We start from the raw sequence: 15210 nt of genomic DNA on the forward strand, positions 1-15210 counted from the left end.
ATGCCGAAAAACACCCAGTTGAAAAAGATACTCGTCATCGGCTCCGGTCCGATCGTCATCGGGCAGGCGGCGGAATTCGATTACGCCGGAACGCAAGCTTGTCAGGCGTTGAAGGAAGAAGGATTCGAAGTCGTTCTCATCAACAGCAATCCGGCCACCATTATGACCGATACGAACATGGCGGATAAAGTATATATCGAACCGATTACGCTCGATTTCGTGACGCAAATCATTCGCCAGGAGCGCCCCGACGGCTTGCTGCCGACGCTGGGCGGGCAGACCGGCTTGAATATGGCGGTTGAACTCGCTCGGGCGGGCGTCTTGGAAGAGGAGAACGTGAGATTGCTCGGCACGCAGCTTTCCTCGATCGAAAAAGCCGAAGACCGCGACTTGTTCCGCGAATTAATGCGCGAACTGGAACAGCCTGTGCCGGAAAGCACGATCGTCACATCCGTACAGGAAGCGATCGATTTCGCGAACGAAATCGGTTATCCGATCATCGTGCGCCCCGCTTATACGCTCGGCGGAACCGGCGGCGGCATTTGCGCCGACGAGGAAGAACTGCGCGAAGTGGTGGCTTCCGGCATTCGTTACAGCCCGATCGGCCAATGTTTGATCGAGAAGAGCATTGCCGGCATGAAAGAAATCGAATACGAAGTGATGCGCGATGCGAACGATAATTGTATCGTCGTATGTAATATGGAAAATTTCGATCCGGTCGGCGTTCATACGGGCGACAGCATCGTCGTGGCTCCGAGCCAAACGCTGTCGGACCGCGAATACCAAATGCTGCGCTCGGCATCGCTCAAAATTATTCGCGCTTTGAACATCGAGGGCGGATGCAACGTGCAATTCGCGCTCGATCCGCATAGCTTTCAATATTATGTCATCGAAGTAAATCCGCGCGTCAGCCGTTCCTCGGCGCTCGCATCCAAAGCGACCGGCTATCCGATCGCCAAGATGGCGGCGAAGATCGCGATCGGCTATACGCTGGACGAAATCGTCAACCCGGTAACGGGCCAAACGTACGCATGCTTCGAACCGACGTTGGATTATATCGTGACGAAAATTCCGCGCTGGCCGTTCGATAAATTTATCTCCGCCAACCGGAAGCTCGGCACGCAAATGAAAGCGACCGGCGAAGTGATGGCAATCGGCCGCACTTTTGAAGAGTCGCTGCAAAAAGCCGTCCGTTCGCTCGAAATCGGCGTCCATCGCTTGTACTTGAAGGATGCTCATCAGATCGACGACGAAACGCTGCAAGCGCGCCTGATCAAGCCGGACGACGAGCGTCTCTTCTTGATCGCCGAGGCGTTCCGCCGCGGTTACAAGCTGCAGCACATTCAAGATATTACGAAAATCGACTGGTGGTTCCTCGACAAAATCGAAACATTGATTCGTTTCGAGGAGACGCTGAAGCAGCAAAGCGAACTCGATTACGATACATTATACCAGGCAAAACGCTACGGTTTCACGGACCGCGCGATCGCGGAACTGCGCCGGGAAGGAAATAACGGCACACATATCGAAGAAGCGGATGTGCGCAAATTCCGTCAGGAACGCGGATTGAAGCCTGTATACAAAATGGTTGATACATGCGCCGCCGAATTTGAAGCGTCGACCCCTTATTATTACTCGACCTACGAAACGGAGAACGAAGTTATCGAATCGGCGAAACAGAAAGTTATCGTGCTCGGCTCCGGCCCGATTCGCATCGGCCAAGGGATCGAATTCGACTATTCGACCGTACACGCGGTATGGGCGATTCAAGACGCGGGTTACGAGGCGGTCATTATTAACAACAATCCGGAAACCGTATCGACGGACTTCAACACATCGGACCGGCTCTACTTCGAGCCGCTGTTCTTCGAAGATGTCATGAACGTCATCGAACAGGAGCAGCCGATCGGCGTTATCGTGCAGTTCGGCGGCCAAACGGCGATCAACCTGGCGGCGCCGCTCGCGAATGCCGGCGTGCGCATTCTGGGCACGAGCCTGCAAAGCATCGACGAGGCGGAAGACCGCAAGAAGTTCGAAGCGCTCTTATCCCGACTGGATATCGCTCAGCCGAAAGGAACGACGGTCACCTCGGTGAACGAAGCCGTGGACGCGGCCCAATCGCTCGGGTATCCGGTACTGGTTCGCCCTTCGTACGTACTGGGCGGCCGCGCGATGGAAATTGTTTATTCCGACCAAGAGCTGCTTAGCTATATGGAACAAGCGGTTAAGATCAACCCGGACCACCCCGTATTGATCGACCGGTATATGCAAGGGAAGGAAGTCGAGGTCGATGCGATCTGCGACGGCGAAACGGTGCTTATTCCGGGCATTATGGAGCATATCGAGCGAGCGGGCGTCCATTCCGGCGACTCGATCGCGGTCTATCCGCCGCAAAGCTTGGCCGACCACTTGAAGCAGCAAGTGGTGGACATTACGGTGAAAATTGCGAAAGAACTGAATACGGTCGGATTGGTTAACATCCAATTCGTTATCTTCCAGGATAACGTATACGTGATCGAGGTGAATCCGCGCTCTTCCCGTACGGTGCCTTTCCTGAGCAAAGTGACGAACTTGCCGATGGCAAACTTGGCTACGAAAGCGATTATGGGGACCAAACTGGCCGATTTGGGCTATGAAGAGGGAATGTGGCCGGAAGACGAATACGTCTCCGTGAAAGTGCCGGTATTCTCGTTCGCGAAGCTGCGCCGCGTCGAGCCTACGCTCGGACCGGAAATGAAATCGACCGGCGAAGTCATGGGACGCGACTTGCAATATGCCAAAGCGCTCTACAAAGGGCTCGTCGGCTCAGGCATGCGCATTCCGCCGACCGGCGCGATTATCGCTACCGTTGCCGATAAGGATAAGGAAGAAGCGGTGCCGATCTTGCGCGGTTTCTACGATCTCGGATACCGGATCGTCGCGACGGGCGGAACGGCGGACGCGTTGGAGCAAGCCGGGTTGAACGTGGAACGCGTCAATAAACTGAGCGAAGGCTCGCCGAACATTCTTGACTTGATTCGCAACGGAGAGGCGCACTTCGTCGTCAACACGCTCACGAAAGGCAAGACGCCGGAGCGCGACGGTTTCCGCATTCGCCGCGAAGCGGTTGAGAACGGCGTCGTCTGCATGACCTCGCTCGATACGGTTAGCGCTTTGTTAGGCATGCTGCAAACGATCAATTTCGCTTCCCGTCCGATGCCGGTCGTTCAAGCAAGCAAATGAGCCGGCGGTACGATCGGCATAGAATGGGGGCCTAGCAGAATGAATAGAAAAAATGAGATGGCGGGACGCCTGATCGTGGCGCTCGATGTACCGGGCGCCGATCATGCGCGCAAGCTGCTCACGCAGTTAAAGGGCATTCCTTGCTATATGAAAGTCGGCATGCAGTTGTTTTACGCGGCAGGCCCGCAATTTGTCCGGGAACTGAAGGAGCAAGGCTATAAAGTGTTCCTGGACGTGAAAATGCATGATATTCCGAATACGGTGAAAGGCGGCGCCAATAGCGTGACAAAGCTCGGCGTGGATATGTTCAACGTTCACGCCGGCGGCGGCGTCCAAATGATGAAGGCGGCGATGGAAGGCGTCGAAGCGGCGCTATCGGAGCATCCGGATTTGTCCAAGCCTGTCGTGATCAGCGTGACGCAATTGACCAGCACCGACCGAAGAACGTTAAACGAAGAGATTGGCATCGCTGGCGAGGTGGAAGACGCAGTTGTCCGCTACGCCGAATTGACGAAACAAGCCGGTCTGGACGGCGTGGTGGCCTCGCCGCATGAAGTTGCGCTTATTAAGCGGGCGTGCGGAGCGTCGTTCCAGACGGTCATTCCGGGCATCCGTCCGGCGGGCAGCGATCTCGGCGACCAATCCCGCGTCATGACGCCGCGCCAAGCGATGGAGCAGGGAACCGACTACATCGTGATCGGCCGTCCGATCACGGCGGCGCCGGATCCGCGCCAAGCGATCGAATCGATTTTGGAGGAGATGTCGTAACATGATTTCACTAGAACAAATCCCCGCGCAAATCGCGGGCCATCTGCTAAACATCGGGGCGGTAGCTTTACGGCCGAACGAGCCTTTTACATGGACGTCCGGCATCAAATCGCCGATCTATTGCGACAACCGGCTGACGATGTCGTATCCGGACATTCGCGAATCGATCGCGGATGCGTTCGCGGCGATCGTCCGCGAGCGGTACCCGGACGCGGAAGTGATCGCCGGAACGGCGACGGCGGGCATCCCGCATGCGGCTTGGGTCGCGCAAAAGCTGAATTTGCCGATGGCTTATATTCGCGATAAAGCGAAAGGGCATGGCAAGGAGAATCAAATCGAAGGAATCGTCAAGCCGGGGCAGAAGGTAGTCGTGATCGAAGATTTGATTTCGACCGGCGGCAGCTCGCTCAAAGCGGCGTTGGCCGTAAAAGACGCCGGAGCGGAGCCGCTCGCGGTGCTCGCCATTTTCACGTATCAGCTCGACAAGGCGACGAACGCTTTTGCGGAAGCGGGCATCCCGCTTCAAACGCTGTCGAACTACTCGGCATTGATCGACGTTGCCGTACAAACGGGCCGAATCGAGCCGCAAGATTTGGACGTATTGCAAGCTTGGCGCGCCAATCCGGCGGAGTTCGGCAAATAATTGAACGTCTCATTCGGTGATCCCGTTCCGCTCGTACAGTGGAGCGGGATTTTTTATTTTGATCCGCGGTCGGTCTGGACGCAATTCCTCTCCTGCCCGACCAGCAATGCATCCCATCGCAAGGCTGCCTACGGCGAAATGTATTCCGGCAAATGACTTTCTGATTGTAATGCATATATTTTACCGCACTAAAATATATGCACTTTGTTCAGAAGATGCAAATGGGAGAAACCTTTTGCCGGAAAGGGAGAAGCGGCCAGATCGGGGCGAGAAGCAACAACCGAGACGGCGCCGCTATTGCCTTATGGCGGAGCGTCTGGCGCCATTGTTAAAACGGTTTTTGCAGTAATTCCTTGCCGTTACGACTTCGCACCCCAATGCTTCTCGATAAATGCGTCCCGTCCCGACAAATCCCGGTCTTTCGCATAATGCTCAGGCTCTTTCTTATAGAAATCTTGATGGTACTCTTCCGCCGCGTAAAAGGCCGATGCGTCCAAAATCGGCGTAACGACGGGCTTGTCGAACCGGCCGCTGGCGTCAAGCGCCCGCTTGGACGCTTCGGCAAGCTTCCGCTGTTCCTCGTTATGCACGAATACGGCCGCGCGATAGGAATCGCCCCGATCGTGAAATTGACCGCCGTCGTCGGTCGGATCGATTTGCGCCCAGAATACTTCAAGCAGCTTGTCATACGGAAAAACGGACGGATCGAACGTAATTTGCACCGCTTCGTAATGTCCCGTCTTCTGGCTTTTGACTTGCTCGTAAGTAGGGCGTTCGACATGACCGCCGGTATAGCCGGAAACGACCCGCTGAATGCCCGGCCATTGATCGAAGGGCTTGACCATGCACCAGAAGCAGCCGCCGGCGAACGTAGCCGCTTCGTAACGGGTTGCCGCTTCGGATCGCGAGCGGTCCGGCGATTGCCGATTGCCGGATTCGAATGGATGCGTTGTCATATTTCTCTTCCTCCAGTATCGTAAAGTTCATGCATACTAGTATAAAACGCTGTTCTCTTTCCCGCAAATCGGTCTTGGGACCGATGGAAAAACATTCCACAGACCGTGTTGCGGCGAAGGGTCGTGCGGTAACATGATAGCGAAAGAGCAAGCGAGCAGGTTCGATGTAATTGTTGGGGAGGAGACGGGTATGCCGGTTTTGCAAGTGGTTGATTTGCGGAAAACGTTCGGATCGGTAACGGCCGTCGATTCGATCAGTTTCGAGGTTGAATCGGGCGAAGTATTTACGATTATCGGTCCGAACGGCGCGGGGAAAACGACGACGCTGGAAATGATTGAAGGGTTGCAGCAGCCCGACCGGGGCGAAGTAAGCATCGCGGGCATGCAATGGAACAAGCATGGAGAGAAAATCAAACAAATCATCGGCGTCCAGCCGCAATCCAGCGCGTTATTCGATTTATTGACGGTAGAGGAAAACTTGGAGGTGTTCGCCAGTTTCTACGAAAAGACTCGTGCCGTCCCGGAAATTATGGAGTTAATTAATTTGACCGAACATAAGGGGAAAAAAGTGAAAGCTTTGTCGGGAGGGCAGAAGCAGCGGCTGGCGATCGGACTTGCCTTCATTAACGATCCGGACATCATTTTTCTCGACGAGCCGACGACGGGCCTTGATCCGCAGGCGCGCCGCAATATTTGGGATATTGTGCTGACGTTGAAATCGCTCGGCAAAACGACGATTTTAACGACGCATTATATGGAAGAAGCGGAAAAGCTGAGCGACCGGGTATGCATCGTCGATCAAGGACGCATTATCGCCTTGGATACGGCTAAAAACTTGATTCATCGATTGACGGAGGAGAGGGAGATTCGTATCTCGTTCGAAGCGGGCAGCGAGACGGCTGCCGCTATGCGGGACATCGTGCGGGACGCCGAGGCGGTTGCAAGGACGGAGCTTAACGGCGACCAACTGCATATTTGGTCGGTTCGCCCGGAGGAAACGCTGTTCCATCTATTCAAATATACGACCGAGCAGCGGGTATCGGTCGAACAAGTGTCGATTAAGGAGATGAGCCTGGAAGACGTGTTTATCGCGTTTACGGGAAAGGAGTGGCGCGATTGATGAGCGGATGGAATCAATTCAAGAAGCTGTTCGGCATGCATTTCAAATCGACGTTCCGGGAAAAGCAAGTATGGTTTTGGTCTATTTTTTATCCGGTATTGTTAATGATCATTTTTATTATGATTTTCGGCGGCAACGGAAGCGATTCGTTCTCGGCCAAAATTGCGGTTGTGGAGACGAACGCGAACGCGGTTTCCGGACAATGGAAAGAAACGATTCGGCATATTCCGGTCCTGGAATGGGAGAACGAATCGCAAACGGATCGCGATCGGGCGGAACAGATGTTGAAAGATAAAGACGTCGACGCCGTCCTCATCCTGCCGGAATCCGATCAAGAGCGGAACATTACGCTCCTCTTCAACCGCGAGAAACAAAATTCGGCGACTGCGCAAGCGCTAGGGAGCATTTTCAAGGATATCGTCAATCAAGTCAATTTTGACGTCAGCGGCGTAACCCCGCAATTTCGCTTGCAAACGGATTACGTATCGGCGGGAAGCCAAAATTTAAAATATAGCGATTTTTTGCTGACTGGGTTAATCGCCCTATCGATTTCGCAATCCGGGTTGTTCGGGATGGTCGGTTTGGTTGAAATGCGCCGCAACGGTTTAATGAAACGTCTGAAAATGACGCCGATGAATATGAAGCTGTTCGGCATCGGGGATATCAGCGTGCGGTTTATTTTATCGGTTGTGCAAATCATTCTGCTTTCCGCTTTGGGGCTCATTTTCTTCCAAGCTCATTTTAATATTAATATTTTGTCCTTTTTATTGATTTTTGTGATCGGCACCCTCTCGTTCGCGGGCATCGGCTTTTTGATCGCCTCTGTCAGCAAGTCTATCGAAAGCTATATGGGGATCGCCAACCTGCTCAGCTTTTTAATGATGTTTTTGAGCGGCATCTTTTTCGATATCAATGCGCTTCCCGCTTTTATTAAACCGATCTCGACCGTGCTTCCTTTGACATATTTCGCCAATGGCGTGCGGGACGGGATGGTATTTGGCGCCGGGATTGAGGAACCGTCGCTCTGGATCAATTGCGGCGTCATGGCGGCATGGGGGCTGGCGGCGATGCTGCTCGCGTCGCGGTTGTTCCGCCGGAAAGGGGAAACGAAATAGGATTCTGTATAAGAAGAGCGCTTCGCTATGCGGCGGGCGCTTTTCTGCGTCTCTGCAAATCTAGTGCTTTTGTCTTAATTTCAAAAAAAACTGTTTTTTTCGAAAATCGATTAAAATGATTGTAACTTTTTGCGAAGATAGATCGTCTATAATTCTAGAGTGTACCGTCTCGCTATAAAACTGTAAAAATGAAAAATATTGGAGGGGGAGCGGAAAAATCGATGGCTTGGTTCCGAAAACGCAACGCAGTGAAAGACATAAAAAACGATAAGCCTGCAACGAAAGAAAAATCCGATGCCGATTACATAGCAGATGAACTTGAAACAAATCAGCCGGAGGCCATGCTCCCAGCAAGGGAATTGGATCGGGATCCGATCCTGGTCGTAAAAGATGTCGAACGTTTTTTTCCGGTAGGCGGCGGTCAACTCCATGTACTGAAAGGCATCAATATGCAGGTTCTTCCCGGACAGCTCGTCATGCTGAAGGGCAGATCCGGATCGGGGAAAACGACGCTGCTCAATATGCTGGGCGGACTCGACCAGCCTTCCAAAGGCGAAGTTTTCTTCCGCGGCAATCCGTTTCATCAATGGGACGACGATCGCCGCACTTTGACGCGCCGCAAAGATATCGGCTTTATTTTTCAGGCGTATGCGCTTATGCCGCTCATGTCGGCGTGGGAAAATGTCGAACTTTCTTTGCGCATGGCGGAATATCCGCGGGACCAGTGGAAATCGCGGGTTACTCATTGCCTGGAATTGGTCGGATTGGGGAAACGGATGTTTCACCGTCCGTTCGAAATGTCAGGGGGGGAGCAGCAGCGGGTCGCCATCGCGAAAGCGATCGCGCACAGGCCGCGGCTTTTGCTGGCTGACGAACCGACGGCGGAGCTGGATTCGCAGATGGGTGCGCAAGTAATGGCCGTATTCAAAAACATTATTCAAACAGAACAAGTCTCAATATGCATGACAACACACGATCCTACAATTTTGGAGGTAGCGGACCATGTCTATGAAATGGTTGACGGGAAATTCATCTCATGATCCCGGTCAAAGAATACGCCGCGTTGTTGCGGCATCCTTATGCGGCGCTCTGATCTTCGCCTCGGGCTGCTCGCTGTTGCCGAAGGAGGATGAAGAAGAAATATTGCCGCCGATTACGCCGCCGGTCATATCCAAAAGGCCGGAATACGAAGTGACCAAAGGCACGCTCGAGCGGACAGCGTCCGGAACGGGCAAGCTGATGTCGGCGCAGGAGGAAACGTTGTTCTTCACCGAGGACAGCAACAATCGCGTCAAGGCGATCCACGCTAAAGTCGGCGATAAAGTAACCGCCGGCCAGCTGCTGGTGGAATTGGATGTCGAAAGTCTGGAGAAGGATCTACGCAAAAAAAAGCTTGAGTTTCGCAAGCAAGAAGTAACGATGAAAGAGACGCTGCGCGAGAAAGATCAGATGGATGAGCTCGATTTCGAACAGGCGATGATCGTCTTCGAGGAAGCGCGCCAAGCCATCGTCGATTTGGAGACTCAAATCGCCAAAGGCAAGCTGGTCGCTCCGTTCGCAGGCACGCTCGTTTCGCTTAAAGTGGAAAAGGGCGGCACGATCAAAGCTTACGATCCGATCGCTACCATAGCGGACACGTCCCAATTGGTCGTCACCGCGAAGCTTAGCAAAGACGATTTGAAAAATGTGGCGGTCGGCATGGAGGCGCTGGTCGATATTAACGGCGTCGGCGCGGTAAAAGGGAAAGTTAAGGCGCTGCCATCCGTCGAGACCGAGCAGGACAACGGAGGCGGCGGCAATCAGAACAGGCCGGAACGAATCGAAGATTTCCTGATCGTTCAATTGGATAAAACGCCGGAAGGGCTGAACCGCGGCACGCCGCTGAGCGTGAAAATCATTACGCAACGGAAAACGGATGTTACCTTGATTCCGCTCGCTGCGCTGCGTTCGATCGGTTCGCGCACGTATGTGCAAGTCGTCGACGAAAACGGCAAACGCGAAGTGGACGTCGAAGTCGGACAACAATCCGCAACGCATGCAGAGATCGTCAGCGGATTGACCCCGGGGCAGAAAGTAGTGGGTCGCTAATGGGCATGCCGTTATTGCGTTTTTTATATCGTAAAATGTGGAATACGAGATGGCTTACCCTTAGCACGCTGCTCGGGCTCGTAGTGGCCGTCTCGTTTACAGTAAGCATTCCGATGTACGCTGACGGCTCATTGAAGCGCGTTGTCGCCAAATCGCTCCAGGAGAAAAGCACCGGCTTGCCTGCCGGCTCGCTGTTGATGCGTTATCAAGCGGCGGGAGGGAGCAAGACAGATCTGGGCTCGTTGGAATTGGTCGACGAGTTCATTCGGAATGGCGTTCCTGAACAGGTCGGTTTCCCGTTCGACGTATTCGTCAATAGCCGGTCGATTCGTTCGGCGCAGCTGTCGCCGGTCGATCCGACCACGGTGGATGCGAGCAAGATGAGGACGATGGCGATCTCCTCAATGACGGGCTTGCCGGACAAAGTGGAAATGAGCTTGGGCAATCCCTATTCGGATCAGGTGAAAGACGGTCTCGTCGAAGCCGTCGTTCTGGAAGAGGCGATGTACCGCAACGACTTGCATGTCGGGGATATATTCGAATACCCGGTGTCCGGCGGATCGAATCTCGTGCTAAGGGTGAAAATCGTCGGCGCGTTCAAAGCGTTGAACGAGACGGAGCCTTATTGGTACCAAGGCTTCGAAAGCATGATGAATTCGCTGTATATCAGCTCGAACGTTTTTAACGATTATTTGCTACAACAATCCAAAGTGCCGCTACATAACTCCAGTTGGTACTACGCATTCGATTTGCGCGAGGTCAAAACGAGCCAGTTGACTCCGCTAGGAAGCACTTTGGACCGGCTTCAAATCGAGCTCTTTCAACGTCTGAAAGAGACGAAAGTCGAAATTTCCTTTGCCGATACGCTCGCCGAATTCAGAAAGCAAAGCCTGCAGCTGCAAACGCTGCTGTTTACGCTCGCGATGCCTATGATCGCGATGGTGTTCTATTATATTGCGATGAATGCCCGCCAATCGCTCGACAAGCAGCGCAGCGACATCGCCGTGCTGCGCAGCCGCGGAGCGGGAACAAATCAAATCATTATGATTTATTTGCTGGAAGGCGTCTTTCTCGGTCTTGTCGCTCTGGTGATCGGGCCGTTATTGGGCTGGTTTATGGCGAAGAGCATCGGTTCGGCGAACGGATTCCTCACGTTCGTGGACCGTAAATCGATCCCGGTCGGATTGAATACGGACGCGGTGCTGTACGGTCTCATCGCCGTATTGATCGCCATTATTGCCAGCGTCATTCCGGCGGTCGTATTCGCGAAAGCTTCGATCGTCAATTATAAGCAAAAGCTCGCCCGTTCGGACCGGAAGCCGGTCTGGCAGCGTTGGTTCCTTGACGTTGCGCTGCTGGGGGTAGCGGGTTACGGTTATTATTTGTTTAACGAACGTCAAATGCTCTCGTTCCAAACCGGAATGACGACCGATCAATTGCAGGTCAATCCGTTTCTGTTTTTTGTGCCGGCACTATCCATTTTCGCGTTCGGTCTGTTCTTTTTGCGCGTCTTCCCATGGGTATTGCGGCTGATCGGATGGATCTTCAAGAAGCTGATGCCGGTACCGTTCTACTTAACGTTGACGCAATTGTCGCGTTCGTCAAGCTCCTACTATCCGCTTATGATTTTGCTGATCTTGACGTTAGGGCTTGGGGTGTATAATTCATCCGCCGCCCGTACGATCGATTTGAACTCAACGGAGCGCACGTTGTATAAATACGGCACCGACGTTCGGATCAAGACGGTATGGGAAGGCACGCCGGAGGTTAAGCCGAAAGGCAACAACAGCGGAGGCGGGGGTGGAGGCCAAAATCCGAACAATCCTGGCAATCCGGGAGGCCCCGGAGGTCCCGGCGGACCCGGGGGACCGGGAGGGCAAGCGCCGACCAAATGGTTATATTCCGAGCCGCCGTTTGAAATCTTCCGCGAATTGGACGGCGTAGAAGCCGCCGCTCGCGTCTTGTTGACGAAAGGCAGCGTGAACGTATCCGGCCGTTCGATCGGCCAAGGCATGGTGATGGGCATCGATAATGTGGACTTTGCCAAAGTGGCATGGTTCCGCAACGATTTATTTCCGCATCATCCGAATAATTACTTGAATTTGCTCGGCGCGTTCGAGCATGCGGTCATCATTCCGACGAATATCGCGGAGAAATATCAGCTTAAGCAGGGCGACTTGGTTTCCATCGCTTTGCAGGATCAAATGGTGGAGTTTGTCGTTGTCGGCATATTGCCGTATTGGCCTAGCCAATATCCGGATCAAACGCCGTTCTTCATCGCCAATCTCGATTATATTTACGATCAGGTTCCGATCATGCCTTACGAAGTATGGCTGAAGATGAAGCCGAACGCCCTTGTCAAACCGATTATGGACCAACTGACAGCGAGCGGCATCGAGATCGCGTCGATCGAAGACGTGCGCACCGACTTGGTAACCCAAAGCAAACATCCGACGCGCGGAGGCGTATTCGGAATTTTAAGCTTAGGATTCCTCGTATCCATTATCATTTCGTTGATCGGATATGTATTGTACTGGTTCTTCAATCTGTCCGGACGGGTCGTGCAATTCGGGGTGCTCCGGGCGATGGGCTTGTCGCGGAAGCAATTGACCGGCATGCTGCTGCTGGAACAAATCTTTACGGCCGGATTGTCGATTGCGCTCGGCGTACTGATCGGCAAGCTGTCGAGCAAGCTGTTCCTGCCGTTCCTGCAAACCGCCGACAACGTCAAAACGCAAGTGCCGCCGTTTCGCATCGTTTTCGAAGCGAGGGATACGTTGCAGTTATATATCGTAGTCGGAGTGATGATGCTTACCGGGGCAACGCTGCTGTTTATGCAAATTCGCAGACTTCGCGTCCATCAAGCCGTCAAAATGGGAGAGGAGCGTTAACCGATGATTCATTGCGAAGGACTTGTCAAAATTTTCAAATCGGATGAAATCGAAGTCGTGGCGCTTCAAGGACTGAATCTTTCCGTCAAGGAAGGCGAAATGATGGCGATCATCGGCAATAGCGGAAGCGGCAAATCGACCTTCCTGAACATACTGGGGGGGCTCGACCGCCCTTCCGCCGGCCAAGTGCGGGTCGGACCGTGGGATTTGCTCAAAATCACCGACGACCAGCTTGTTGAATATAAACGAAATACGGTAGGATTTATCTGGCAAAATAACGCCCGAAACTTGCTTCCGTATTTGACGGCGATCGAGAACGTAGAGATGCCGATGATGCTGAACGGCAAAGTCGACCGCGCCTATGCCGAACAGTTGCTGGAATGGGTCGGGCTCAAGGAGCGTATGCACAATAAGCTGCATCAACTGTCCGGCGGGGAGCAGCAGCGGGTCGCGATCGCGATCTCGCTCTCGAACCGCCCGAAATTGCTGCTTGCCGACGAGCCTACCGGCTCGGTCGATACGCAAACTTCGGATATGATCATGAACATTTTCCGCAAAATGAATCAAGAACTGGGCGTTACGATCGTCATCGTTACGCATGACCTGTCTCTTGCCGGCAAGGTGGATCGGGTCGTGGCGATACGAGACGGCTTAACAAGCACCGAATTCATTAAGCGGAATCCGAATTTGGATGCGGCCGGGGGCGAGCAGGGGCATAACAGCGCCCTGCAACAAGTGCACGAAGCGTACGTCGTCGTGGATCGCGTCGGGCGGCTGCAAGTGCCGAGAGAATATTTGGAAGCCTTGGAGATTAACGATAAGGCGTCTATGGAATTTGACGGTGATACGATTATCATTCGAGCACCTAAATCATTGGAGGGGTAACGTAAATGACTAACAGGAAATTATTCGTTCGCAAACTAATCACGGTATGCTTCACACTAACGCTGCTTGTGCCGCTGCTCGCGGCATGTACCGGTTCGAAAGGCGGCGACGACAATAATAAGGAACGCGTCCTTCGAATCGGCACGGTATGGAATTACGGCGGAGACGATTCTTATCTACGCCAGCAATATACGGATATATTCGAATATGCGAATCCGAATATTAAAATCGAGTTCGTAGGAGCGATTGACAACAGCGATTATATGTATACCGATCCGAACAATCCGCCGGAACGGCCTGACGAGTTGGAAAGTATGAAAAAATTGCTGACAGGCGCCAATCCGGTAGACGTCGTGATGCTGGACTCGGGAATGTACAAAAAACTCGTTAACGAAAATATGCTGCAACAGCTTGATCCGTTGATTCAGAAGGACAAATACGATATTACGGATTTCGTGCCGACCGTGATCGACGGCATTAAAGATTTGGGCGACAGCAACTTGTACGGTTTGGCTCCGACATTCGGCGCCTCCGCACTATTTTACAATAAGCAAATGTTCTTGGACGCGGGCATTCCGGCTCCGCAAGACAATATGACATGGGACGATATTTTCGATCTCGCTCGCCGCATTAGTACGGGAGAAGGAGAAAACCGCCAATTCGGCATTCAATTGAACCGGTGGGGCGGCGATCCGTGGTGGGATTTGAACACCTATATGTCCGCGCTGCAACTGCGCACGTTTGACGACAAAGCGGAAAAAATGACGGTCGATACGCCGGGGTGGGAGAAAGCGTGGAGTACGATCGCCAAATTAAGCAAGGATAAAATCATGCCGAACGGAAGGGAAAATTTCGCCCCGCGGAAAGAAGGAGTTTGGAATCGGTATGACGGAGATAATTTCTTGTCGAGCCGAGTGGCCATGACGATTGCCGATTATGGATATATTACAGAATTAATCGACGCCAATAAAAATGTAGAGAAAATTGATGGCATGAAAAAAGTGGATTGGGATGTCGTGACGATGCCTACCCATCCGGAAGCGCCGGGAATCGGCGGCAATATTTATTTAAGCAACATTATGGCGATCAATGCGAAAGCGCAAAATCCGGACGACGCTTGGGCGTTTGTGAAATTTCTGAACAGTCCGGAATGGGCAAAACTGAAATCGCGCAGCAGCTATGAACTTGTATCGCGCAAATCGTTCATTCAGCCGCGCGAAGGATTGAGCTATAACACGGCTGCTTTCTATACGTTAAAACCGCTGCCTCCGGTAGACGATGATAATGAGTTGTACCGGAAATATGAGAACTTGTGGCAAGTGACGCAAAAAGGGCAAGAGTATTTCCAACAAGTGATTGAAGATAAGAAAACGTCTGCCGAAGCATTGAAAGAGTGGCAGGCGAAAGGCGACGCCATGCTGCAGGAATTGAAGAAAGATCCGAAGAAACAGTTCGATATGGGCGGCGGTATGGAAACGTTCGGTACGGTTTACTCTGACTAATGGATCAACTTGGAGGGATG

The 15210-nt window shown here is 52.9% G+C and carries 11 protein-coding genes; 10 read left to right on the top strand and 1 reads right to left on the bottom strand.

All coding sequences use genetic code 11. The features are described from left to right. From carB to pyrE, 3 genes are read left to right on the top strand one after another with little or no spacing between them, the layout of a single operon-like run. The gene (carB, locus tag KQI79_RS00690) at positions 1 to 3222 is read left to right on the top strand and encodes a carbamoyl-phosphate synthase large subunit (RefSeq protein WP_216536280.1); all 3222 of its coding nucleotides are present in this window, start codon (positions 1 to 3) and stop codon (positions 3220 to 3222) included. Between the two features lie 39 nt (positions 3223 to 3261). Beyond that, on the top strand, positions 3262 to 3990 hold the full coding sequence (pyrF, locus tag KQI79_RS00695) for an orotidine-5'-phosphate decarboxylase (RefSeq protein ID WP_290370077.1): 729 nt from the start codon (positions 3262 to 3264) through the stop codon (positions 3988 to 3990). 1 nt (position 3991) lies between these two features. Further along, on the top strand, positions 3992 to 4633 hold the full coding sequence (gene pyrE, locus KQI79_RS00700; RefSeq protein ID WP_216536281.1) for an orotate phosphoribosyltransferase: 642 nt from the start codon (positions 3992 to 3994) through the stop codon (positions 4631 to 4633). A 359-nt stretch (positions 4634 to 4992) separates the two neighbouring features. Here the strand turns inward: pyrE and msrA are convergent, their stop codons facing one another. Then, entirely contained in the window at positions 4993 to 5589 is a 597-nt protein-coding gene (gene msrA / locus KQI79_RS00705) for a peptide-methionine (S)-S-oxide reductase MsrA (protein ID WP_216536282.1), read from the bottom strand. A gap of 190 nt (positions 5590 to 5779) precedes the next feature. Between msrA and KQI79_RS00710 the strand changes: the two genes are divergently transcribed. From KQI79_RS00710 to KQI79_RS00740, 7 genes are all read left to right on the top strand, one after another. Further along, entirely contained in the window at positions 5780 to 6709 is a 930-nt protein-coding gene (locus KQI79_RS00710; RefSeq protein ID WP_216536283.1) for an ABC transporter ATP-binding protein, read from the top strand. Continuing rightward, positions 6709 to 7824 carry an ABC transporter permease gene (locus KQI79_RS00715; protein WP_216536284.1) on the top strand — a complete coding sequence of 372 codons (1116 nt, stop codon included), beginning with the start codon at positions 6709 to 6711 and terminating at the stop codon, positions 7822 to 7824. The genes KQI79_RS00710 and KQI79_RS00715 overlap by 1 nt, the downstream gene beginning before the upstream one ends. 221 nt (positions 7825 to 8045) lie before the next feature. Further along, positions 8046 to 8864, top strand: coding sequence for an ABC transporter ATP-binding protein (locus tag KQI79_RS00720; protein WP_216536285.1), 819 nt, complete (start codon positions 8046 to 8048; stop codon positions 8862 to 8864). Further along, positions 8827 to 9912, top strand: a complete 1086-nt coding sequence (locus KQI79_RS00725; RefSeq protein ID WP_216536286.1) for an efflux RND transporter periplasmic adaptor subunit — start codon at positions 8827 to 8829, stop codon at positions 9910 to 9912. The genes KQI79_RS00720 and KQI79_RS00725 overlap by 38 nt, the downstream gene beginning before the upstream one ends. Continuing rightward, positions 9912 to 12803 (top strand): ABC transporter permease, encoded by a 2892-nt coding sequence (locus KQI79_RS00730; protein ID WP_216536287.1) that lies wholly within the window; start codon positions 9912 to 9914, stop codon positions 12801 to 12803. The genes KQI79_RS00725 and KQI79_RS00730 overlap by 1 nt, the downstream gene beginning before the upstream one ends. 3 nt (positions 12804 to 12806) lie before the next feature. Further along, the gene (locus KQI79_RS00735; RefSeq protein WP_216536288.1) at positions 12807 to 13688 is read left to right on the top strand and encodes an ABC transporter ATP-binding protein; all 882 of its coding nucleotides are present in this window, start codon (positions 12807 to 12809) and stop codon (positions 13686 to 13688) included. A gap of 5 nt (positions 13689 to 13693) precedes the next feature. Continuing rightward, entirely contained in the window at positions 13694 to 15190 is a 1497-nt protein-coding gene (locus KQI79_RS00740) for an ABC transporter substrate-binding protein (RefSeq protein ID WP_216536289.1), read from the top strand. Positions 15191 to 15210 lie beyond the last annotated feature (20 nt).

It is taken from the genome of Paenibacillus sp. MSJ-34 (assembly GCF_018918005.1).
Lineage (GTDB): Bacteria > Bacillota > Bacilli > Paenibacillales > Paenibacillaceae > MSJ-34.

Coding starts and splice junctions, on each gene's coding strand:
- KQI79_RS00740 (WP_216536289.1), top strand. CDS start 13,694: ATGACTAACAGGAAATTATTCGTTCGCAAACTAATCACGGTATGCTTC.
- KQI79_RS00715 (WP_216536284.1), top strand. CDS start 6,709: ATGAGCGGATGGAATCAATTCAAGAAGCTGTTCGGCATGCATTTCAAA.
- msrA (WP_216536282.1), bottom strand. CDS start 5,589: ATGACAACGCATCCATTCGAATCCGGCAATCGGCAATCGCCGGACCGC.
- KQI79_RS00735 (WP_216536288.1), top strand. CDS start 12,807: ATGATTCATTGCGAAGGACTTGTCAAAATTTTCAAATCGGATGAAATC.
- carB (WP_216536280.1), top strand. CDS start 1: ATGCCGAAAAACACCCAGTTGAAAAAGATACTCGTCATCGGCTCCGGT.
- pyrF (WP_290370077.1), top strand. CDS start 3,262: ATGAATAGAAAAAATGAGATGGCGGGACGCCTGATCGTGGCGCTCGAT.
- KQI79_RS00730 (WP_216536287.1), top strand. CDS start 9,912: ATGGGCATGCCGTTATTGCGTTTTTTATATCGTAAAATGTGGAATACG.
- pyrE (WP_216536281.1), top strand. CDS start 3,992: ATGATTTCACTAGAACAAATCCCCGCGCAAATCGCGGGCCATCTGCTA.
- KQI79_RS00720 (WP_216536285.1), top strand. CDS start 8,046: ATGGCTTGGTTCCGAAAACGCAACGCAGTGAAAGACATAAAAAACGAT.
- KQI79_RS00710 (WP_216536283.1), top strand. CDS start 5,780: ATGCCGGTTTTGCAAGTGGTTGATTTGCGGAAAACGTTCGGATCGGTA.
- KQI79_RS00725 (WP_216536286.1), top strand. CDS start 8,827: ATGTCTATGAAATGGTTGACGGGAAATTCATCTCATGATCCCGGTCAA.